This is a genomic window from Nitrospira sp. KM1 (genome assembly GCF_011405515.1).
Classification (GTDB): domain Bacteria; phylum Nitrospirota; class Nitrospiria; order Nitrospirales; family Nitrospiraceae; genus Nitrospira_C.
Window position 1 is genome coordinate 1202422 of record NZ_AP022671.1, and the last position, 20569, is coordinate 1222990.

Annotated in this window: 15 protein-coding genes; 12 read left to right on the forward strand and 3 right to left on the reverse strand. The window is 60.0% G+C overall.

What is annotated here, in order from left to right; genetic code table 11:
* The first annotated feature begins 114 nt into the window (after positions 1 to 114).
* The 6 genes from W02_RS05525 (at position 115) to W02_RS05550 (ending at position 7353) form a co-directional block, all read left to right on the forward strand.
* Positions 115 to 1104 (forward strand): multicopper oxidase domain-containing protein, encoded by a 990-nt coding sequence (locus tag W02_RS05525; protein WP_173045576.1) that lies wholly within the window; start codon positions 115 to 117, stop codon positions 1102 to 1104.
* Positions 1105 to 1179: 75 nt separating this feature from the next.
* Positions 1180 to 1539: a hypothetical protein gene (locus W02_RS05530; RefSeq protein WP_173045579.1), complete on the forward strand. Its 360-nt coding sequence runs from the start codon at positions 1180 to 1182 to the stop codon at positions 1537 to 1539.
* A 342-nt stretch (positions 1540 to 1881) separates the two neighbouring features.
* Positions 1882 to 2748 (forward strand): formate/nitrite transporter family protein, encoded by an 867-nt coding sequence (locus W02_RS05535; protein WP_173045581.1) that lies wholly within the window; start codon positions 1882 to 1884, stop codon positions 2746 to 2748.
* Between the two features lie 21 nt (positions 2749 to 2769).
* Positions 2770 to 4362 (forward strand): DHA2 family efflux MFS transporter permease subunit, encoded by a 1593-nt coding sequence (locus tag W02_RS05540; RefSeq protein WP_173045583.1) that lies wholly within the window; start codon positions 2770 to 2772, stop codon positions 4360 to 4362.
* Positions 4359 to 5855: an efflux transporter outer membrane subunit gene (locus tag W02_RS05545; protein WP_232068658.1), complete on the forward strand. Its 1497-nt coding sequence runs from the start codon at positions 4359 to 4361 to the stop codon at positions 5853 to 5855. Before W02_RS05540 ends, W02_RS05545 begins: the two co-directional genes overlap by 4 nt.
* Positions 5856 to 5859: 4 nt before the next feature.
* Positions 5860 to 7353, forward strand: coding sequence for an HlyD family efflux transporter periplasmic adaptor subunit (locus tag W02_RS05550; RefSeq protein WP_173045585.1), 1494 nt, complete (start codon positions 5860 to 5862; stop codon positions 7351 to 7353).
* Between the two features lie 85 nt (positions 7354 to 7438).
* Here the strand turns inward: W02_RS05550 and W02_RS05555 are convergent, their stop codons facing one another.
* Positions 7439 to 7756 (reverse strand): cupin domain-containing protein, encoded by a 318-nt coding sequence (locus tag W02_RS05555; protein ID WP_173045588.1) that lies wholly within the window; start codon positions 7754 to 7756, stop codon positions 7439 to 7441.
* A gap of 143 nt (positions 7757 to 7899) precedes the next feature.
* On the opposite strand from W02_RS05555, the gene W02_RS05560 reads away from it, so the two are divergent.
* Complete coding sequence (locus tag W02_RS05560; protein WP_173045590.1) at positions 7900 to 9612, forward strand: glycosyltransferase family 41 protein; 1713 nt, start codon at positions 7900 to 7902, stop codon at positions 9610 to 9612.
* Positions 9613 to 9653: 41 nt separating this feature from the next.
* Here W02_RS05560 and W02_RS05565 read toward each other — a convergent pair whose 3' ends face one another.
* Positions 9654 to 10010: a PilZ domain-containing protein gene (locus tag W02_RS05565; RefSeq protein ID WP_173045592.1), complete on the reverse strand. Its 357-nt coding sequence runs from the start codon at positions 10008 to 10010 to the stop codon at positions 9654 to 9656.
* A gap of 158 nt (positions 10011 to 10168) precedes the next feature.
* Entirely contained in the window at positions 10169 to 11620 is a 1452-nt protein-coding gene (locus W02_RS05570; RefSeq protein WP_173045594.1) for an RtcB family protein, read from the reverse strand.
* Between the two features lie 364 nt (positions 11621 to 11984).
* Here W02_RS05570 and W02_RS05575 point away from each other — a divergent pair, with 364 nt between their 5' ends.
* The 5 genes from W02_RS05575 to W02_RS05600 are packed head-to-tail and all read left to right on the forward strand — an operon-like array spanning position 11985 to position 20553.
* Positions 11985 to 12203, forward strand: coding sequence for a hypothetical protein (locus W02_RS05575; RefSeq protein ID WP_173045596.1), 219 nt, complete (start codon positions 11985 to 11987; stop codon positions 12201 to 12203).
* 10 nt (positions 12204 to 12213) lie between these two features.
* Positions 12214 to 13245 (forward strand): RHS repeat domain-containing protein, encoded by a 1032-nt coding sequence (locus W02_RS05580; RefSeq protein ID WP_173045598.1) that lies wholly within the window; start codon positions 12214 to 12216, stop codon positions 13243 to 13245.
* 32 nt (positions 13246 to 13277) lie between these two features.
* Positions 13278 to 14723 (forward strand): hypothetical protein, encoded by a 1446-nt coding sequence (locus W02_RS21260; RefSeq protein WP_197742148.1) that lies wholly within the window; start codon positions 13278 to 13280, stop codon positions 14721 to 14723.
* Positions 14720 to 20113 carry an RHS repeat-associated core domain-containing protein gene (locus tag W02_RS05595; protein ID WP_173045602.1) on the forward strand — a complete coding sequence of 1798 codons (5394 nt, stop codon included), beginning with the start codon at positions 14720 to 14722 and terminating at the stop codon, positions 20111 to 20113. The genes W02_RS21260 and W02_RS05595 overlap by 4 nt, the downstream gene beginning before the upstream one ends.
* Positions 20114 to 20166: 53 nt before the next feature.
* On the forward strand, positions 20167 to 20553 hold the full coding sequence (locus W02_RS05600) for a hypothetical protein (RefSeq protein ID WP_173045604.1): 387 nt from the start codon (positions 20167 to 20169) through the stop codon (positions 20551 to 20553).
* The last annotated feature ends 16 nt before the right edge of the window (positions 20554 to 20569 follow it).

The following is a 20569-nucleotide window of genomic DNA, read 5'->3' on the forward strand; positions in this document are numbered from 1 at the left end:
CGGCGCGGACTCAAAAACATGACCGGTGTCATGTTTTTATCGGCCCGCGTCCGATATCCTCCTACCCCGGATACAGGACACCCACGCTCTCACATGTGAAGGAGGATTGCGCCGATGGATACAATACGCACGACCCGCCGAAGACGATTCGCCGCGGGACTTTGGATTCTCACGTTTGGATGTCTTGCCGCCATGCCGGCGCCGGCCTCCTCCAAGACGCACGACGTGTCCATGACGGCGGTCGAAACCGACGTCGTCGTCGAAGGTTCCGGAGAAAAATACGCGGCGTGGACCTTCAACGGCACCATGCCGGGGCCGGTCGTCCGCGTGACCGAGGGAGACACGATCAAGTTCACCCTGACGAATCCGGCGACCAACAAATATCCGCATGCGATGGATTTCCATGCAGCCGAGATTGATTTCCTCAAGAACTATCGGGCGATCAACGCCGGTGAAACGATCACCTATACCTTCGTCGCCAAAAAGCCGGGTGTCTTTTTCTATCATTGCGGCGCACCGCCGATGATCCAGCACATTGCCCGCGGCATGTTCGGTGCGATTATCGTCGATCCCAAGAATCCCAAAGCCTGGCCGAAAGCGGACCGGGAATACGTGCTCGTTCAATCGGAGCTATTCAAAAATCCCGACGACGTGCAAGCCATGTTCGATCGAAAGTTCGACCACGTCATTTTCAACGGCGGCGTTTTTAAGTATCACCCGTTCGTCACCGGAGGAGGCAAACTGGACGCCAAACCGGGCGAGCGAGTACGGATTTACTTCGTCAACGCGGGTCCGAATGAATTTTCGGCTTTCCATCCCATCGGTGAAATTTGGGATCAGGTGTATGAAAGCGGCAATCCTCAAAATAAGCTGACGGGCGTGCAGACCTACGTCGTCGGACCCGGCGGCGCCGCAACCTTCGATGTCATCACGGAATCGGCGGGAGCGTATCCGCTGGTGACCCATTCGTTGACCGGCGCATTGCGTGGCGGCATCGCCGTACTCGTGGCCTCGCCGGATGCCAAACCGGCCCCGCTGATGCCCATGGTTCCATGGAAGGTTGCCACGCCACAGACTGAGATCACACCGGTTCCGGTACCATAGCCGCACATCGGGAGGTCCTTCTCCGTAATAAGAAGGACCTCCCATTTCCATCATGAATCGTAGCGGCGGCATCTCATGAATCGACGATCACCAACCCGTTTGGCAGCTCTGGTGCTTGTCTCCATCATCTGTCCGGCTCAGCACTCCGTCTCGGCCGGATCACTCGAGCGTGTCACGGTCCAACTCGATGGTCCTTCGTGCCTTCCCAGGCACGACATCATCTCCGCACTCTCGACGCTGCCGGGCATTCACCTGACGGATATTTCGGTCCCCGATCACCTGCTCATCGACATCGATCCGAGTCTGCTCGACCGGCATCAGGCGCTCGCGAACATTACCGGCGCGATCGGCTCGCCCGGATGCAGAATCCAACCGATGCAGTCGTGCATTTCCGCCTCATTTGCCGCGTCCGTTCGGCCGGCCACAAAAGAATGATCGCCGGCTGTATCGAAGCGGCCGATAGGCCCAACGGTCCTAGGTCTTTCGGTCAGCCGCATCGCGACATATCGCGAACCTTGCACGCCATCCCGGGAACGGGAATTTTCCCCATAACCGCCGACCGATCGATTGGAATGACACGTAGGTAATTGTTTGAGCGTATCTGCACGTGCCGCTCACCACATTTTTCACACAGCCGGTGAGAAATCTCTCATTCACAACGTTCGCCATCACAGTTCGACTCTCTTGACTGCACGCTTGTCCCTGGCATCACTGTTGCTGTGTGGATACGGACCGTGAAGGATGTGTGCCAAGCCTTGCACCGATTGGAGCCACACGATGGACTATGTGAAACCTCATGACGTCGTCACGGAAATGGTGAGCGCCGGAGCGTTGAAGCTGGACGTACCGGTCCGACACCTCTTGATACGCGGAGCGCTTGCCGGAGCCTATTTGGGTGTCGCCACCAGCATGGCCGTGACCGCCGCGGTTGAAACCGGCAGCTGGCTGGTGGGTTCTCTGCTGTTCCCGTTCGGGCTCTGTCTCGCCATCCTCTTGAAGACTGAAATCATTACCGGCAGTTTTGCCCTGCTGCCTTGTGCCGCCGTGGACGGCAAACCCAATGCGTCCATCGGCCGGGTACTCAAGAATTGGGGATGGGTCTTTCTCGGCAATCTCCTCGGCAGCACAGCCTATGCAATTTTGCTGGCCATCGTACTGACCACGGGGGGCGACGCCGCGATATCGACCACGGGCGCCAAATTGGTCACGATCGCCGAAGCCAAGACCACGTACTACGCGTCTCATGAATCAGCCGGGCTGGTGACCGTGTTTACGAAGGGAATGCTGTGCAACTGGATGGTCGGTCTCGCCGTGGTCTTCGCCTTCGCGACGACGTCGCTGACCGGAAAAATCGTCGCGATCTGGGGACCTACGCTCATGTTCTTTTCCCAAGGATTCGAACACGCGGTCGTGAACATGTTTGTCATTCCTGTCGGAATGTTGCTGGGAGCGCACGTCACGCTGTCTGATTGGTGGCTCTGGAACCAAATCCCGGTCACGCTGGGCAATTTGGTCGGGGGCATGCTGTTCACGGGCCTGGCCATTTACATCACCCATCGGCCGGCGTCTGCGGATGCGCCGGCGCCGGCTGATCGATCGCACAGCGTAGCGGATGAGCATCCCCGATATTCCCCGACCTATTGAGGAGCATGGACAACGGATCTCATGGCAGAGATTGAACACCCGCGGCTTCAAGGATGGCACTTCGTTCTTCTGAACATCATCCTGGGTCTGGCACACATGCTCGTCCTCTTCAATGCCGGCAGCTACGTCGCACTCCTGCCTCATGCAGCGGGCGACCTGGGCGGTGTGCTCCCGAGCTTCGGAACATGGGCGCAGACCGACTTCTTGATTGCGCTGGCTCTCGCGTTTCCTCTGGCGCGATGGTGTGCGTCGAGATTTGGTGAAAGGCGGGTCTTCACGGTTGCCTTCATCGTGTACGCGGCCGCCTCCGCCCTCTGCGTCATCGGTGGCGGCATCGCGACATTCGTTCCGGCCCGCATCCTGCTCGGTCTTGCGGGGGGCGTGACCTTACCCTTGGGGCAGACGCTCCTGCTCGAAGAATATCCCGATCGGCTCAAGTCCGTGGGCTTGTCGATCTGGGGTCTCTTCACGCTGATGCCGTTTACATTGGGATTGGCCACGGGAGGCTGGCTCGCCGATACCTGGTCGTGGCGCGCGCTGTTCATCCTCAACATTCCGTTGGCCCTGTTGGTCGCCGCGTCGACAGCCGCGCTGCTCCACGGGAGGGCCGTCGAAATCCGCCGCGAGCGATTCGATCTGGCGGGCTTTCTCCTGCTCGCGGTGATCTTCGGAGGCCTGCAAACCATGTTGAACGAGGGAAACGACGTCGATTGGTTCGATGATCCGGTTCTTCGGATCGTGCTCGTGATCGTGGCCCTCGCCATCCCCGCCTGGATTATCTGGGAACTGGGCGAACCCCGGCCGGCTGTCGATATCCGTCTGTTCGGCCGGCGCAATTTCTTCGTCGGACTCGGATGCCTCGGCATCGGCTTCCTCGCCGTTCAGGGCCTGTCGGCTCTGTTCGTCGTTCAACTGCAGACGCTGATGGGATATTCGTCAACCCTCGCCGGACTGGTCTTCCTTCCGATGATGCTCCTCGGCATTCCGGTCATCGCCGTCATGCATGAACTGGCGAAACACGTGGACGTTCGGCTGTTGGCCTGCCTCAACGCGCTGGGGTTTGCCGCAACTTTCTACTGGATCGGCCTGTACGACGATCCTCAATCGTACGATCATTTCTTCTGGCCGATGGTCCTCGAAGGGGTGTTTCTGGGATCGTTCTTCACACCCCTCACCGTGCTTACCTTGCATGGATTGACCGGCGAACGGATCATGCGCGCCGCCGAAGCCGCAAATCTGTTTCGCATCGCCGCCGGCGCACTGGGTATCACGTGGCAGGGCATCATCGTGTTTCGGCGGAAACCGTTCCATCAGCTTCAGCTCAGCGATCATTTCGGTGGACGGATGTCCGCCTCCTACGATCCTCTTCAGCAGATCACCCTCAAATTTCAGGAGGCAGGATTCGATCCGGCCGTGATCCCGTACAAATTGCAGCTCCTCGTGAAGCAACAGGCGGGAATTCTGGCCTTGAACGATGCGTTTTTCGTTTCAAGCTTTCTCTGCATGGGCCTCGCCGTGGCCGTCTGGTTCGCCCAATCCACGCGCGTCCCGACCCGGTCGCCGGTCCGGGCCGTCAAGGAACTTCGCGCCGAAGAACTGATGGAGCAGCCGTGACACAGAGGGCACGTCACTTGATTGGGGTCATGCAGGCTGGAATGCTCTTGGTCCTGGCCGGTTGTGCATGGATTCCCAAAGGCGATCCGCCGGCCGTCTATATCGAATCGCCGGAGCTGAGGGAAACGATCGAGGAAGTCACCAGCCGGCTGCACAAATGGCCGGACGACCGATGGTGGGAACAGTTTCAGAATCCGGAGCTCAATGCCCTGATGGAGTCGGCATTACGCGACAACCCCGGTCTCAAGGTGGCGTCGGCCCGCCTCAAGGAAGCCATGGGATTGGTGCGGGTGGAGGGAGCGCGCCTATTGCCGTTTCTCGAGGCAGATGCATCGCTCACGTACGAGCGCATTTCCCAGCACGGAGTGTTTGCGGCGTTGAATCCGGAGGTCGCAGGCGCGCGCATTCTGCTCGGCGTGATCAATCCCCTCAGCTTCCGTTACGAATTCGATTTCTGGGGAAAGAATCGTGCGACATTGGAAGCGGCGTTGGGACAGGCGGCCGCCGAGGAGGCCGAAACCGCGGAAGTGAAGTTGCGGCTGACCACCGGCATCGCCCGCGCGTATTTCCGGGGACAGGCCCTGCATCGCCAGTTGGAGCTGGTCAGAGCCATTGTCGCGATCCGCCGGCAGCTTCGCCGACTCGCCGAAACCCGGTTCCGTCTCGGATTGGATAACGACCTGGCGGTCAAGCAATCCATTGCCGACTACGAAACGGCCGTGAAACGTGAGGCCGGAGTTCGCGACCAGCTCGCCGTTCAACGGCATCTCCTCGCCAGGTTGGCAGGCAAAGGTCCCGACGATACCGCCGGCCTGTTCAGCCGGGCGACCGTCATACCCCGCCATGTGCCGGTCCCGGAGCACCTGTCGATGGGACTGTTGATTCACCGGCCGGACCTGGCCTCGGCGCTGTATCGGGCGGATTCCGCAGCCCGTCTGGTCAAGGTGGCCAAGACGCAGTTCTATCCCACGATCGATTTGACCGCCTTCGTCGGGTTCAACGCCTTGACCCTGACGAAGGGCGCCGACAAGCTCGCCAACTTTCTCTTTTCTGGTCAAAGTTTTTCCTACGGGTTCGCGCCCGGCCTCCGATTGCCCTGGTTCGAAGGCGGACGGTTGCGCGGAGAACTGGCCGTCCACCGGGCGGAATATGATTCCGCGGTCGAGCTGTACAACGATACGCTGCTTGGCGCGCTGCGGGAAGTCGCGGACAGCTTGAGCGCATGGCAATCCACTCGTGAAATGCTGGAATCGCACGAGCGCCTGGTCGCCGCGGTGGGTGAAGACCTGCGCCTGGCGAAGGTGCGCCTGGTCTCGGGGCTGGACGACGACCGCGAGGTCTTGCGCCACCGGTACCCGCTGCTTGAACAGGAATACGCGTTACGGGCGTTGGAAGGCGATCAACTCGTCGCCGCCGTCGATCTGATCGAAGCGCTGGGCGGTGGATACCATAACGCGGATATCGAGAAACGACCGTCTCAGGGAGCGAATTGAATCGATGAACACGGTCGATCCCCCCTCTCCCCACCTCAACGAAGAGGCTGTCCACCGGCAACGGACCGGCCGGTTGCTGTGCGTGGCGGTGCTGGCCGCCATTGCGCTGGCTGTATATGCCACCTACTGGTGGACGTATTCGCGATACTGGGTGGAGACCGACAACGCGTATGTGACGGGCAACCTGGTTCCCGTGGCGGCCCAGGCCACAGGCATCGTGACGCAGGTGCTCTTCGAAGAGACACAATTCGTCAATCGCGGAGACGTCATGTTGCGCCTTGACGAACACGAAGCCTATGCCGCCTTGGGGAGGGCACGGGGGCGCCTCGGTGATACAGTGCGCCGGATCAACGCGCTGTTCTTCACCCAGCGCCAACTGGCCGAGAAACTGTCCGCACGCCGGGCGAGACTGGCAGTCGTGAGCCATGACGTGACACGGTACCGCCAGGCCTCTCCGAGCGGGGCGGTCTCGAAACAGATTCTGCAAAATGCGCTCGATCAGCTGGAAGGACTCCGGGCGGAGGTCCGCGAAACGCAGGCCGAGTATGACGCGCTGGATGCGCAGATCGGCGGGACGACCGTCATGGACCATCCGGCCGTCGAACTGGCGAAACATGAGTTTATCGAAGCGCACCTGGAATATGCGCGCCAGCAGATCCGTGCTCCCGTATCGGGCTACATCGCCAAACGCAAGGCGCAGGTGGGAGACCGCGTGAAGCCCGGCACGAATCTCATGACGATCGTCCCGCTGGATCACTTGTGGGTGGAGGCCAACCTGCGTGAAACGGAGATGGGCGACATCCGTCCCGGGCAGCCGGCGGAGGTCCGCGTCGATCTCTACGGAGGGAAACACACCTTTCATGGAACCGTCGAGGGCCTCGTTCCCGGCACGGGCAGCCCGTTCGCGCTGCTTCCGCCGGACAATTCGACGGGGAACTTCATCCATATCACCGAACGGGTTCCGGTGCGCATCGCGTTGCCGGCGGACGAGATCCGCGAATATCCGATCAGGCCGGGCCTGTCCACCGTCACCAAGATTCATGTCAGCGAATCAGGCCAATCCGTCTGGTCGTCACTGGCCAAGGCCGATACGGACGAATACCAAACAGACGTCTATGGAGACGAATTGACGAGCGCCGAATCTCTGGCCAAGACCGTGATCGCCGGGAATGTGCGACGCACCGATCAAGACATCGAGTTGGCTCAGAATCTTTCCGGCTATCCCTCTCCCCGGACCAGCCATCGAAGCCCATCGACGCTTTCGGATCTCGATCGGCCGAACGACGATCTCACCAGCGGTCCGGCCAGACGGCAACATGAGCCGCTGCCGGAATTCTATGTTCCGCCGAGAAGTCCCGATCTCGGCTCGACATTCTTTCCCCTCGCTCCTGCCGCGGGACCAAACTCCAAGTTGGGACCTGCGACAGGGCCACCGCTACCCTCACGATCGCCTACCGACTCCCGGTTCACACCGGGATCCGACCATAGAATGCGCTGACTGACACCGGCAGATCACCATCGGCCAACGTCATTCGTCGATTAGGAAATGTTGAATCGACCGCCTACTTATAATCGTCCGGCAACTATGGATTCGGCGCGACGAACACCAGGACTTTGAGACGCTGGCCGGTGTGATTTTTCACGCCGTGTTCTTCGCCGGCAGGAGCCATCGTTCCCTGCCACTGTCGCAGAACCTGTTTCTCATTGCCGACCTGAAATGTACCTTCTCCCTCCAACACGAGATACACCTTATCCTGTTCGCCATGGATATGGCCCTTCTGCTCCTGACCCGCTTCGAAGCAGTAGACGTCGCAGAAAAAGCGCGGCGTTTCAAATATATTGTTTTTCTTCATCTTGTCATGACTAAACTGCTGATAATCCGAAAGGCTTATGACTTTCATACAACTCCTTCTGTGATACATTCTTCGGTGTCCTGCCGATCAATACGGTCCGCAGTATAAACAGAACACCACAGGAAAATCAGGATCTACCGGATCATACTTTGACCGCCCACGGGCGTTTCAGATACTCTGATTTCACCAGCATGAACCGCTCGGAACGCCGCCGCCAGGATGCGCAACTCGGTAAAGGGCGAATCACCGGACCGTCCGGCGCCGAGTCATGGCTTCACCAAGGGCGTGCCCATCAACAGGCGGGGCGATTCGTCGAAGCCGAGCAGGCCTATCTGCAGGCTCTTGAACTGGCCCCCCGGCATGCCGAGGCCTTTCACCTGCTCGGACTCATCGCATATCGTCTCAATCGTTTGGATGACGCAATCAGCTATCTTGTGCGGGCCATCGAGTATGGGCCGTCGGCCCCGGTCTATCGGTTCAACCTCGGCATCCTGCTTCAGAAGGCGGGCCGGCTTGAAGAGGCCGTGACCACCTACAAAAAGGCTGTTGAGTTAAATGGCAAATACGGCGACGCCTATATCAATCTCGGCAACGCGCTCCGTGACTCCGGACAATTGCAACAGGCAGTCCGTGCCTATCGGCAGGCCTTGGCGATCAATCCCTCGCATGCCGATACTCATAACAATCTCGGCGTGGCGTTGAAGGAGAGCGGCGACCTTGAGGAGGCTCTGACATGCTACCGGCGTGCGATTGAATTGAAACCTGTGCACTTGGAGGCCATGAACAACCTGGGACTCGCTCTCATGGAGACCGGCACACTCCGAGAGGCCATTGCGTCCTTTCAGCAAGCCCTTGCCATCCAGCCAGACTATCAGAAGGCACTCTATAATCTCGGCGTGGCGTGGTCATGGGCCGGTGACGAGAACAAGGCCGTGAATTGCCTGACTCGGGTCGCCCGATCCAGACACGATCATGGGAAGCCGATGACAGACTCTTCGGTGTTCCGCTCTCGCATTAAACATGACCGCGAACAGATCGACTACCTTCTGCATCAGCACAAGTTGGGCGATGAACAGCGTCCTTACCTCACCGCACTGGCAGAGTGTCAACGGCGACTGGAGCAAGACTCCTCTCCCGGCAACCGCGTCCGGATGACTGCCGCCGACCTCTCAGGCCTCGCTCCATCGTTCAATCGGATGCTGTTCCATCACCCCCCGGACCGCGTGTCTCACGGAGCTATCAACCGGACGCTTGACGCCCATGCCGTAGAAGAACGCTATCACCAAGCCCACCCGGGAGTGACTTTTATCGACGACCTGTTGAACGCAGAAGCCTTGGAGGCGCTCCGGCGGTTTTGCTGGGAAGCGACGATCTGGAAGAAGGATTACGAAAACGGCTACTGCGGCGCGTTTCTCGGGGATGGATTCGCCTCGCCGCTGCTCTTTCAAATCGCGGAAGAGCTTCGGTTGAAATTTCCCGGCATCTTCGGTGCGCACCGCCTGACCCAGGCATGGGCGTTCAAACAGGACAGCGCGCGCCGGGGATTGAACATTCACGCCGACGCCGCAGCCGTGAACGTCAATTTCTGGATCACGCCGGACGAAGCCAATCTGAACAAGGAGACGGGCGGCCTGGTCGTCTATGATAAGGAAGCGCCGCGGGAGTGGAACTTCAAAGACTACAACAGCGAGCAGAGCAAACCGAAAATCATGGGCTGGCTGAACGGCGTGGGGGCTCGTGCGATCAGGATACCCTATCGGGCCAACCGCGCGGTCGTCTTCAACTCAGATCTCTTCCACGAAAGCGACGACATTTCGTTCAGAGACGAGTATCTGTCGCGCCGCATCAACATTACTCTGCTGTACGGGTATCGCCTCAGAGACCAACCGCTGCCGCGAACCTGACGATGGGCACCGGTGGAGCGGGACGAGCGCCCGGGGCGTGCTCACGCTGCCGTGGAGGTATCACCATGTTGCCCGTGTTGATACGGATGGAGCTCCAGCTGGGTCACGGTGTGCTGCAACCTCGCCCATTCATCCGGCGCCATCGTCACGAACTCGAGCCCGAATTGCTGTGTGCGACTCCAGCGGACGATTCCCTCCTGCACGACAAGAGGCGGATCGTCGTCGAAAACTTGAATGCGCAGCTCCAGCGAGGTCCCCGGACGAACTTCGATGCGACTCTCGACGCGGCATCCACGGAGGGACAGATCCATAAGGTTGCCGTCACCCCCCACGACGTTCAGGGACGTAAATGAACTGCGGAACCTGACCGGAAATCGTTGAGTTTTCCGTTGCTCCATCTTGATCCTCTCAGCGGTGACGCTTCTCAATATGCAGAGCGTTCAAAAAGGCTGTTCAGCGAGGCCGCAGCGAGCGAAGGGGCGAGGCGTACTTTGTTCCGTACGTTGAGCCTCTGAGCGATGCGAGAACAAAGCTGACGGCCTTTTTCAACGCTCTGCTAGCCCTTTATATTGCCGATCGGTCTCAGTTCCGCCACTTTTTTTGTGATTCCTGCCCGCTCGACCGTCTCAACCACTTCGGAAATATTCTTATACGCACACCCAGCCTCCTCGGCGAGCCCCGACATCGAGATCGCCTTGACCAGGATCCCCCGGCGCTTCATCTGCTGTTGAAGCTGATCACCTCGTACCATTTTTTTCGCTTGAGCCCGCGACATGATCCTGCCGGCACCGTGCATGGTTGACCCAAACGTCTCGGCCACGGCCTGGTCCGTACCCACGAGGAGGTACGAACCGGTTTCCATCGATCCGCCACAGATGACCGGTTGACCGGTCTCACGAAACGCGTCCGCCAGCTCCGGGTGACCGGGGCCGAACGCGCGCGTCGCCCCCTTTCGATGGACCAGCAACTCCCCTTCCGCATAGCGTTCGACCTTGGCGATGTTATGCGCCACGTCGTAGACCAGCTCCATCCCCAGTTCCTCCCCGGATAGACCAAAGACCTCCGTGAACGCGTTGCGAACCTGATGCGTGATCACCTGGCGGTTCGCGAAGGCCGTATTCGCCGCGCAATTCATGGCGGAAAAATAGTCACGGCCTTCCGGCGAATGAAAGGGCGCGCAGGCGAGCTGCGGGTCCTTGACGGTGATCCCATGCCGTCGCATCGCCTTCTCAAACATCTTTAGATAGTCCGAGGCCACTTGATGCCCGAACCCTCGCGAGCCACAATGCACCATGACGACGATCTGCTCGTGGCCACTGACTCCCAGTGCGGCGGCCGTCGCGGGATCGAACACGCCATCGTTCGAAACGACTTGAATTTCCAGATAGTGATTGCCCGACCCCAACGTTCCGAGTTGATTGATCCCGCGTCCTACGGCGCGATCGGTCACGGTGGACGGATCCGCACCGTCGATCGCCCCGCCTTCCTCGATTCGAGCGAGATCGCCGTGCCAGCCATAGCCCTGCTCGACACACCACCGCGCGCCGCCGACCATGACGGCATCGGATGCTTTGCGATCCAGCCGCACGAAACCCCCGGCCCCCACCCCGGCCGGAACGTTCCGGAACAGCGTATCGAGCAATCGCTCCAAGCGAGGCTGCACATCGCCTAACGTCAGATCCGTCCGGATCAGACGCATCCCGCAATTGACATCGTAGCCTACGCCGCCGGGTGAGATGACACCGGAATGCACATCGAAAGCCGCCACCCCGCCGATCGGAAACCCATACCCCCAATGTCCGTCCGGCATACAAAGCGCATGGCGGACGATGCCGGGCATGCAGGCGACGTTGGTCACTTGGTCGAATACTCCGCGGTCCATCGATTGGAGAATATTCCGGGACGCATAAATTCGCGCCGGAACCAGCATGCCGGGTTTTTCCGATGGAGGAATCTCCCAGATCTGATCGCTGATCCGGTTCACCTGCATGTCCGTCTGTAAGTTCATGTCGTTCGATCCCTGCCTCTCTCGACACGCGTTGATCTTTTCACCGTCCACTGCAACGCACTGTTTGTTTCAAGCAAGAAACTTTCAGGCATTGTAGCAGCCGGAAGCCCCTGTCGCATCTCGACGCGTCAGGCAGAGAAGCACGACGATCAGCACGGCCGCGTGAAGACCTGTCTCGCGTTATCTGCCGATAATCTCACTCCGTGCCATGCCCTAATCACAGAGCGGTGCGCGAGCCGCAACCGACTCGAAGGCTCCAGCGATAAAATGCATGCATTTTCCCCGTTGCCCCTGGCGGACACGCCAGGTTGCAAGGCGTGATTAGGAAAACTATATACGACACGTCATACGCTTGGAGGTTTCGATGAGCCATCGTCATGCGCCGCTGTGGTTTCCCGCCATGCTTCCCCTGGTCGCGTGCGCCATCTTGCTCGGAATGGTTGATACGGCGCCGGCACGGACGATCGGCGCACGGGCGCCCGTGACGGAATCGGGAAACGAGGTTCAGCTCTCGCAGTTGTCGCAAGACGATCAAGCACAGGTCGCCGTGGCGTTTGACGCCACGCTGGCGAACGCCAATTAACCGGATGCGAATGACCATGCCGATATGGCGCACGATCGTAGGCGGGGTTGTCTTCCTGCTCTTTCTCTTGATGGGACCGAGCGCCGGCTCCGCCGACCAAGCGCAGTACTATTACGATGAGCTGGGACGATTGATCGGCGTCGTAAACGACCAGGGAGACGCGGCGGTCTACAACTACGACGCCGTCGGTAATCTACTAGCCATTCAGCGGTTCACGTCGAGTGGCGGGGGTGTGGGCCTCTTCCTCATTGCGCCGGGTAGCTCGATCGTGAATACGAACGTCGAAATCCGAGGGTTCGGATTCACGGTTCCGCCGTCCAGCAATCAAGTCCAGTTCAATGGCGTCACGGCCGCCGTGGTGTCCGGCAGCGGTGGGTCGCTCTTTGTCACCGTCCCGCCCGGTGCCACGACTGGACCGGTGACGGTGACCAACGCCAACGGCACTGCGGCGAGCCCGAGCGCGTTCACCGTGCTCGTGCCGCCGATCATCACCGGCGTGGAGCCTGTGCGGGTGGCGCAAGGGGTGACGACGCGAGGGACCATCGAGGGCTTCAATCTCAAAACGGCCTCTGCGGTGCAATTCACACAAGCCGGGCTCACGGCCACGATTCTTGCCGGGGCCACCGACGACACGTTGCCGATTACTATGACGATTGCGGCCAGCGTCCCTCCGGGGACGTATCCATTTTCGGTCACGACCCCGGGCGGCACCGCTCAGAGCGGAGCAATCACGATCGAGATACGACCCGGGGCGCCGGCCTTTACCGTCACGAGCGTGCTGACGGTCAAGATGCCGGTCATCGCTACTGTGCCCGCAACCACTGCACCGACAGGTCCATCGGCATCAACGAGCGCTGCCGCGACGGTGCAGATGCTGCTTAATACAACTGTGCCCGCGACCAGTGCACCCACTGGAGCCTCGGCGTCAACGAGCGCTGCCGCGACGGTGCAGATGCCGCTCGATACAACTGTGCCCGCGACCAGTGCACCCACTGGAGCCTCAGCGTCGGTGAGTGCGGTGAACAGTATCGAGATGCCATGAGGCAATGAACAGATAATTTAAGGGAGTTCATCATGCACAAACGTGGTCTACAGACCGGTTTCATCGGACTCAGTGTGGCACTGAGTCTTTGTGTCGCCACGCCAGGCTTCGCGCAGACCTTCAATAGCGGCAGCAATGGCAGCTTGGGGGCCTTCACGCCCGCGGTCAATACAGCAGTGACCTTACCGCCCGATGGGATTCTTAACTACACCACGGTGAACATTCCGGCAGGTGTCACCGTTACGTTTGTGCCGAATGCCGCGAACACGCCGGTCACAATGCTTGCAACCGGTGACGTCGTCATTGCCGGCGTGCTGAACCTGAACGGTGTCAGCGGGATGTTACAGGACTTTACCCCATCGGCGCCGCCCGTCAATCCTGGGGGCTCAGGGGGGCCGGGAGGGTTTCGGGGCGGCCAAAGCGGTATGAAGGGCCTGACCAACAATGCGGCATCCGGTGGTCAGGGTCCCGGCGGTGGCAATCCCGGCGTCGATGGAACGACCGTACAGGGAGGAACCTACGGCGCACCGGCGACATTCGTTTCGCTTATTCCACTCTTTGGTGGCTCCGGCGGAGGTGGGACGAACGGAGGAATCGGTGGAAGTCCTCCCGGTCCCTTTACCGGCGGTTCCGGCGGTGGCGGCGGCGGAGCGATCGTGCTCTCGTCCACGACCAAGATCACGGTCACAGGCTCCATTACGGCGAACGGCGGTGGTCAAAATTTTTGCGCTCCGAGCGCTCTCGGAAATGGAAGTGGTGGGGCCGTTCGTCTCGTGGCTCCGGAGGTGGCGGTACCGGGAACAATTCAAGCGGTAGGCGTCCCAAGCTGCACTCCAAGCAATCCCGGACGCATCCGCATTGAAACGGTGGTACCCGGTCCCATCGCCCCGACGAATCCGACGGCGTCCATCGTCAATGTCCTCGGTCCCATCACCGCAAACAGCGTTCCTGCACTGATCAATCTTCCCACGCTCACCATCACGTCAGTCGGTGGAGTGGCACCGCCGCCGACCCCTGGCGGCTCCTACACGACCGCTGACGTGATCTTGCCGGGGACCGCGACCAATCCTGTGCCAGTGACTCTCACGGCGACGAATACGCCGGTGCCGACGTCCTATACCGTCAAGATGATTCCGCAGTTCGCCGCGCCTGTATCGACGACGGTGAACAGCAGCGGCTCCTTCGCGATGTCGACCGCCACGGCCAACGTCACCTTCCCTAACGGGCGGATCAGCGCGCTCCAGGTCTTCGCCGGCTTTACACTGACGGCGGCACTTGCGCCGATCATCGACGGGGAGCCGGCTGAGCAGGTCTTGATCGCGGCGGGCTTCGGTGAGTCCTCATCGCTCACGCTCGTGACCAAGTCGGGGAAAGAAATCCCGGTCTCGCGGTTGTCGTACGACGATCAGGTGAAAGTGGCCGCCGCTCTTCACGAGCTTCAGGCTCGGACGCAGGGATCGAAGGAGGCGGCGAGGTGACGAGACGGTACGCATCGGGCGGCCTCCTGATCGGCCTGCTGGCCGTACTCGCGGCCAGCCCCGTGGCCCAGGCACAAACCGGCACCGACTTCTTTCTGCATGGCACCGGACCCGATAACAACCCGCCGACCCTGTTTCTGAATACGACTGCGCCGGCGGCGGCCGCCGCGAAGTTCCGCGATTCAGCCGGGGTGAACTTCAACGGCGGCAACCTGTGGAAGGATATCGGGACCTGGCCGGCAGCGTCATCCCTGACGACCGGCACGCTTACCGCCCTCAGTGATCTCCATGTCTGGCTGGGTTTGAAGAACAGCGACGATCAAGGCACGCAATTCGATCTCCGGGCTGAGGTGCTCAAGAACGGCGCTGTGATCGCGACGGGCCTCACCCGCTGCATCACCGGGATTGTGCGCAATGCCAACCAAGCCAAGGAAGCTATCGTGGCCTTCGGCTCCGTGCCCTCCATCCCGTTCGACGGCACGACGGATCAGCTCGCGATCAAGATCTCCACCCGCATCGGAACGAACCCCAACGACACCAAGTGCCCCGGCCACAACAACGCCGTCGGCCTGCGGCTGTATTTCGATGCCGCGAATCGCCAAGCCCGGTTCGACGCGACGTTCGTGACGCAACAAACGCCGACCATCACGAACTTTACGCCCACGGAAGGCCCTGCCGGGACCTCTGTCACGATCACGGGAACCAATTTCGACCCGGTGCCGGCCAACAACACCGTGAAGTTTAATGGCGTCACAGCCGCTGTGACGGCTGCCTCTGCCATCAGCCTCACTGCCACCGTGCCGGTTGGGGCGACGACCGGCCCCATCACCGTCACGACGGCAGCCGGCACAGCCACCAGCGCCACGAACTTCACCGTGCTCGCGGCACCGGCCATCACCGGGTTTTCGCCAGCGACGGGCCGCGCAGGCGTCACGGTGACCGTTACCGGCACGAACTTCGTGAACGTCCAATCCGTCACGTTCAACGGCATTCCCGCGACGAGCGTGATCGTCCAGAATGCCACGACGCTCGCGGCCGTCGTCCCGCCCGCCGCAACGACCGGCCCGCTGGCGGTCGCTACGGCCGGCGGAGTTGCGACCTCGACCGGACATTTCGTCGTGATTCCCACGCAGGACATGCAGCTGAGCGTGCTCCCTGCCACGATTACGATCCCATCATCCGGCGAGGCCTCATTCGCCGTTGCGCTCGCCGGCAGCGGCGGATTTACCAACGTGGCGACCCTGGCCGCGACGGGTCTGCCCGGCGGGATGACGGCGTCGTTCCGCAACGCCACGCTGACCGCGGGACAGAGTACGAGACTGACCGTCACGACAAACGGCGCCGTTCCTGCCGGCCCGATCTCGCTGACCGTGACGGCGACGGGGCTGGTGAACGGTGTGTCGACGACACGCTCGGTGCCGGTTACCGCCCAGGTGCTGGCTTCGGGCGTCACCATGCTCGTGGGATTGGTGCTGGATGAAGACGATCAACCGGTCAAAGGCGCGCTCGTCACGCTGGGCGCGATGCAGGCCAGCACCGACGACGGCGGCAACTTTGCGATGCAGAACCCGCCGGTGGGCGCCGAGCAACTGCTGCTCATCGATGGAGGACCGGCTTCCACGCCGCAGCACAGTCTGCCGGTGATTCCCTACAAAGTGACCATCGTCGCCGGACAGGCCAACGTGCTCAGCTTCGTTCCGCACCTGCATTTTCAAAAGACCACCGGCCTGGTGGATATTTCCAACAGCGGCGTCGAACGCCTCGTGACCGATCCCGAGCTGCCCGGTTTCCAGATGACGATTCCCGCCGGCGCCGTCATTACCGGTTGGGATCACCAGGAGAATACGCAGGTTTCCGTCCGGCAGGTGCCGTTGGATCGCACGCCTATCCCTCCGCTGCCTGGAGACCGGGTCGGAGTCAGCAGCTATATGGACTACTTCGACAAACCGGGGGGCGGCACGCCGTCCGAACCGATTCCGATCACCTTTCCCAACGATCTCGGGGCGCCGCCCGGCACACAGGTGGAGCTGTGGTATTACGATGAGGCGCCGGACGGCTCGCGGCCCAACCAGATGGCGCAGTACGGCACCGGCACCGTGTCCGCCAACGGCAGCCAGATCGTACCGGACATCGATCCCGCCACCGGGAAGCCCTTCGGCCAGCCGCGATTCTGTTGCGGGTCCGTGATGCCCGCGTGGTTACGGACGCTGCTGGATTTTGTGTCAGGGCTCGTCGGCGGCCCGGCGGTGGCGGCGGGAGGCGAAGGAGAAGCGGGGGGCGATCCCGTCGACCTCGGCACAGGAATCTTCGTGCTCAAGAAGACGGACCTGGTGCTACCGGGACGATTGCCGGTGACGATCACGCGCACCTACCGGACATTGGGGACGAATCTGGGTCCGTTTGGCCTCGGCACCAGCCATACTTACGACGTCATCCTGCGGCAGGACGGAGACCTGCGGCGGCTGTTGTTGCCCGGCGGCGCCCGGGTGGCCTTTCCCAAGCAACCCGACGGGACGTTCCGCAATCTGACGGACCCGGCCTATCGCGGCGCGGTACTCACGGAAGGCGGCGGCGGGCACAGTCTCCGATTCAAGGATGGCGCGGTCTGGGCCTTCGGCCCGCCCTCCTTCAACGTGTCGTTCCTCATCGCCCAAGCCGACCGCAACGGCAACCAGCTCACCTTCACTCGCACGGGCTCCACCGGTACGCTCACCACGATCACCGACGCCGTGGGCCGGCAGGTCCAATTCACCTATATAAACGATCGCGTCACGGAGATCCTCGATCCCCTCGGCCGCCGAGTGACCTATGCCTATGACAACAGCGGCCGCCTCGCCACGGTCATGGATCCCGAAGGCGGCGTCACCCGCTACACCTACGACACGCAGGGCCGCATGCTTACGTTGACCGATGCGCGGGGCCTCACGTTCCTGACGAACGAGTACGACGGCGCGGGCCGGGTGAGCCGGCAGACCCAAGCGGACGGCGGCCTCTGGCAATTCGCTTACCAGACGAACAGCGGAGTCATCACGCAAACCACCGTCACGGATCCTCGGGGACATGTCACGACCGGCCGGTTTAACGGTCAGGGCTATACGCTGGAACGCACCGACGGCCAGGGGCAAGCGACCCGGTCGCTCCGTGACGTGGCGACCAACCAGGTCCTCGCCACGACCGATCCGCTTGGCCGCACGACCCAATTCGAGTACGATGCGGCGGGGAACGTGACGAAAATTGTGGATCCCGCGCTGCATGAGACCCGCTTCACGTACGACGCGCAGTTTAATCGCGTGACGACGATCACGGATGCGTTGAACCACGTCACGGAATTCACCTACGACCCGGCCAACGGGAACCTCCTCACGGTGAAAGACCCGCTGAACCATGTCACGACGATCACGTACAATGCGTTTGGCCAGCCGCTGACGGTCACCGATCCGCTGACTCACCAGACGACGTTTGCCTACGATGCCAATGGCAATCTCATCACCACGACGGATCCCCTGGGGAACGCCACGCAGCGGGCCTACGATGCGGTGAGTCGATTGACCAACCTCACTGACCCCCGGCAACTCCAGACCCAATTCCGGTACGATGGGTTGAATCGGGTGACCGAGATCGCGGACGCGCGGCAGGGGATCACTAGATTTGGTTATGATCCGAACGGAAACTTACTGTCGGTCCAAGACGCGAAGCTCCAGCCGACGACGTATACCTATGATTCCATGGATCGGCTGGGGACGAGAACAGATGCGCTGGATCGGAGCGAGAGTTATCACTATGATCCAGCCGGGAATCTGACACAGTTCACCGACCGCAAGAGCCAACCCGCGACCTTTACCTACGACGCGCTCGACCGAAGAACGCGGGCGGACTATGCGGACAGCTCCTTCACGACATTCACATATGATGCTGTCGGGCGGCTGACCCGGGCGACAGATTCCGTTTCTGGAGCGATCGACTTCTTCTATGACAACTTGGACCGGCTGATCCTCGAAGTCACCCCGCTAGGTGCGGTTGCCTATGCGTACGATGCGATCGGTCGGCGAACCACTATGACGGTGGCCGGTCAGGCGCCGGTCACCTATCAGTACGATGCGGCGAGTCGATTGACCCAGGTGGTGCAGGGTTCGTTGATTGTGGGAATTGGATACGATGCGGCAGGACGAAGAACCAGTTTGACGTATTCAAACGGCACGAGCACGGCGTACACGTATGACAATGCCAGCCGCCTCACGCACATCCTGCACCAAGGGCCAAGTGTGACGACTATTGAAGAGCTGACCTATACCTATGATGCGGCCGGAAACCGCACTTCACTGACACGCGCGAATAGCACCGCATCGCTCTTGCCGGCCGCCGTCGCCTCGGCCACCTACGACGCGGCGAATCAGCAAACAGCGTTTGCCGGGACCACACACACGTTCGATGCCAACGGGAACCTGACGAACGATGGGACGAACACCTACACCTGGGATGCCCGGAATCGGCTGATTGGGCTCAGCGGGGGGGCGACTGCCAGCTTTAGCTATGATCCTCTTGGCAGGAGGTTTAGTAAGACACTCGGCGGTGTGACGACGCAATTTGTCTATGATGGAAACGATATCGCGCAGGAACTTCAGAGTGGAGTGTCCGTGGCAGCGTACCTGCGATCATTGAACATCGATGAGCCGTTTATCCGGCAAACAGGAAGCGGCAATGAGCATTATCACGCAGATGTGTTGGGCAGCAGTCTGGCATTGAGCGATGCACAGGGTGCCTCATCGACAACGTATACCTACGAGCCATTTGGCAAGACAACGGTGACAGGGACAAGTGTAAATATGTTCCAATTCACGGGCAGAGAAAACGATGAGACCGGGCTCTATTATTACAGGGCGAGGTACTACTCTCCAAGGTTCCAACGTTTTACAAGAGAAGATCCCATACGGCTCCGTGGGAAGCAACTAAACATATACGCCTATGTGAAAAATAATCCTATTGTCCTCAAGGATCCTACCGGCTTAACAGCCTGTGCGTGTGGTGAAATAGCAACAGTGATCACTCGTGTTGGCCCTCTTGGTGCCCTAATAGGAAATCATCTAGCTGATGAAGCTCGAACTCTTGCGGCCAGCATGGCAGGAAGCGGACAGGTTCCTCATAATAACCAATTTGATGCTTTTAGGCATTGCTATTGGTCTTGCCGAATGACTCAAGTGATGACCCCAGATGCAGCTGCGATTATCGGTGACATCCATGAGGAGTGTGACTCGGTGCAACTCCCGCAAGAGTACAACATGGATTCGTATAACAATATGGTAGGAAGAACTTTTGGCATGCCAGGCACTGATTGTAGAAGCGCATGCACTGGAGCAATGCAAGGAGGAGTGCTTCAAACCTTTCCTTACTAGGTGCGTATGATTTTTGTGGTTCAGAAATAACCGACTGATTGTTTGAGATTCAAATGAAAAGAAGCAGCATCATTGCTGTAGTTTTGATTGGGCTGGGTCTCGTTATTGTTGGCGTTGACACATTTTATGTCAAGGTATTCTGTGGCGTGGAAATCACAATTAACAATCAAGGGACTAAGGAGATCACGAATCTTGTCATCGCGATCAGGAATGCTAGCGAAAAAATTCTAAAATTGGGCCCCGGGGAGTCTACTTCATTTGCACTACAACCGACGACAGAAACCCATATAACGTTTACTTTTTCTGACTCAGCTGGCCGGGTACATGAGTCGCAGGGTGTATATTTGGACAGGCATCTGGCCGGAAATGTTCGTATTGAGATCAAAGATGATGCTGGAGTTGCATGGGCCGAATTGATCAAGACATGCCTTATTGATTAAGTGAAAGAAGATATGT

What these genes read in the sequence shown, in the direction of transcription:
- W02_RS05555 (WP_173045588.1), bottom strand. Translation starts at nt 7,756, where the DNA reads ATGAAAGTCATAAGCCTTTCGGATTATCAGCAGTTTAGTCATGACAAG.
- W02_RS05580 (WP_173045598.1), top strand. Translation starts at nt 12,214, where the DNA reads ATGACCATGCCGATATGGCGCACGATCGTAGGCGGGGTTGTCTTCCTG.
- W02_RS21260 (WP_197742148.1), top strand. Translation starts at nt 13,278, where the DNA reads ATGCACAAACGTGGTCTACAGACCGGTTTCATCGGACTCAGTGTGGCA.
- W02_RS05540 (WP_173045583.1), top strand. Translation starts at nt 2,770, where the DNA reads ATGGCAGAGATTGAACACCCGCGGCTTCAAGGATGGCACTTCGTTCTT.
- W02_RS05550 (WP_173045585.1), top strand. Translation starts at nt 5,860, where the DNA reads ATGAACACGGTCGATCCCCCCTCTCCCCACCTCAACGAAGAGGCTGTC.
- W02_RS05565 (WP_173045592.1), bottom strand. Translation starts at nt 10,010, where the DNA reads ATGGAGCAACGGAAAACTCAACGATTTCCGGTCAGGTTCCGCAGTTCA.
- W02_RS05525 (WP_173045576.1), top strand. Translation starts at nt 115, where the DNA reads ATGGATACAATACGCACGACCCGCCGAAGACGATTCGCCGCGGGACTT.
- W02_RS05530 (WP_173045579.1), top strand. Translation starts at nt 1,180, where the DNA reads ATGAATCGACGATCACCAACCCGTTTGGCAGCTCTGGTGCTTGTCTCC.
- W02_RS05535 (WP_173045581.1), top strand. Translation starts at nt 1,882, where the DNA reads ATGGACTATGTGAAACCTCATGACGTCGTCACGGAAATGGTGAGCGCC.
- W02_RS05560 (WP_173045590.1), top strand. Translation starts at nt 7,900, where the DNA reads ATGAACCGCTCGGAACGCCGCCGCCAGGATGCGCAACTCGGTAAAGGG.
- W02_RS05575 (WP_173045596.1), top strand. Translation starts at nt 11,985, where the DNA reads ATGAGCCATCGTCATGCGCCGCTGTGGTTTCCCGCCATGCTTCCCCTG.
- W02_RS05570 (WP_173045594.1), bottom strand. Translation starts at nt 11,620, where the DNA reads ATGAACTTACAGACGGACATGCAGGTGAACCGGATCAGCGATCAGATC.
- W02_RS05600 (WP_173045604.1), top strand. Translation starts at nt 20,167, where the DNA reads ATGAAAAGAAGCAGCATCATTGCTGTAGTTTTGATTGGGCTGGGTCTC.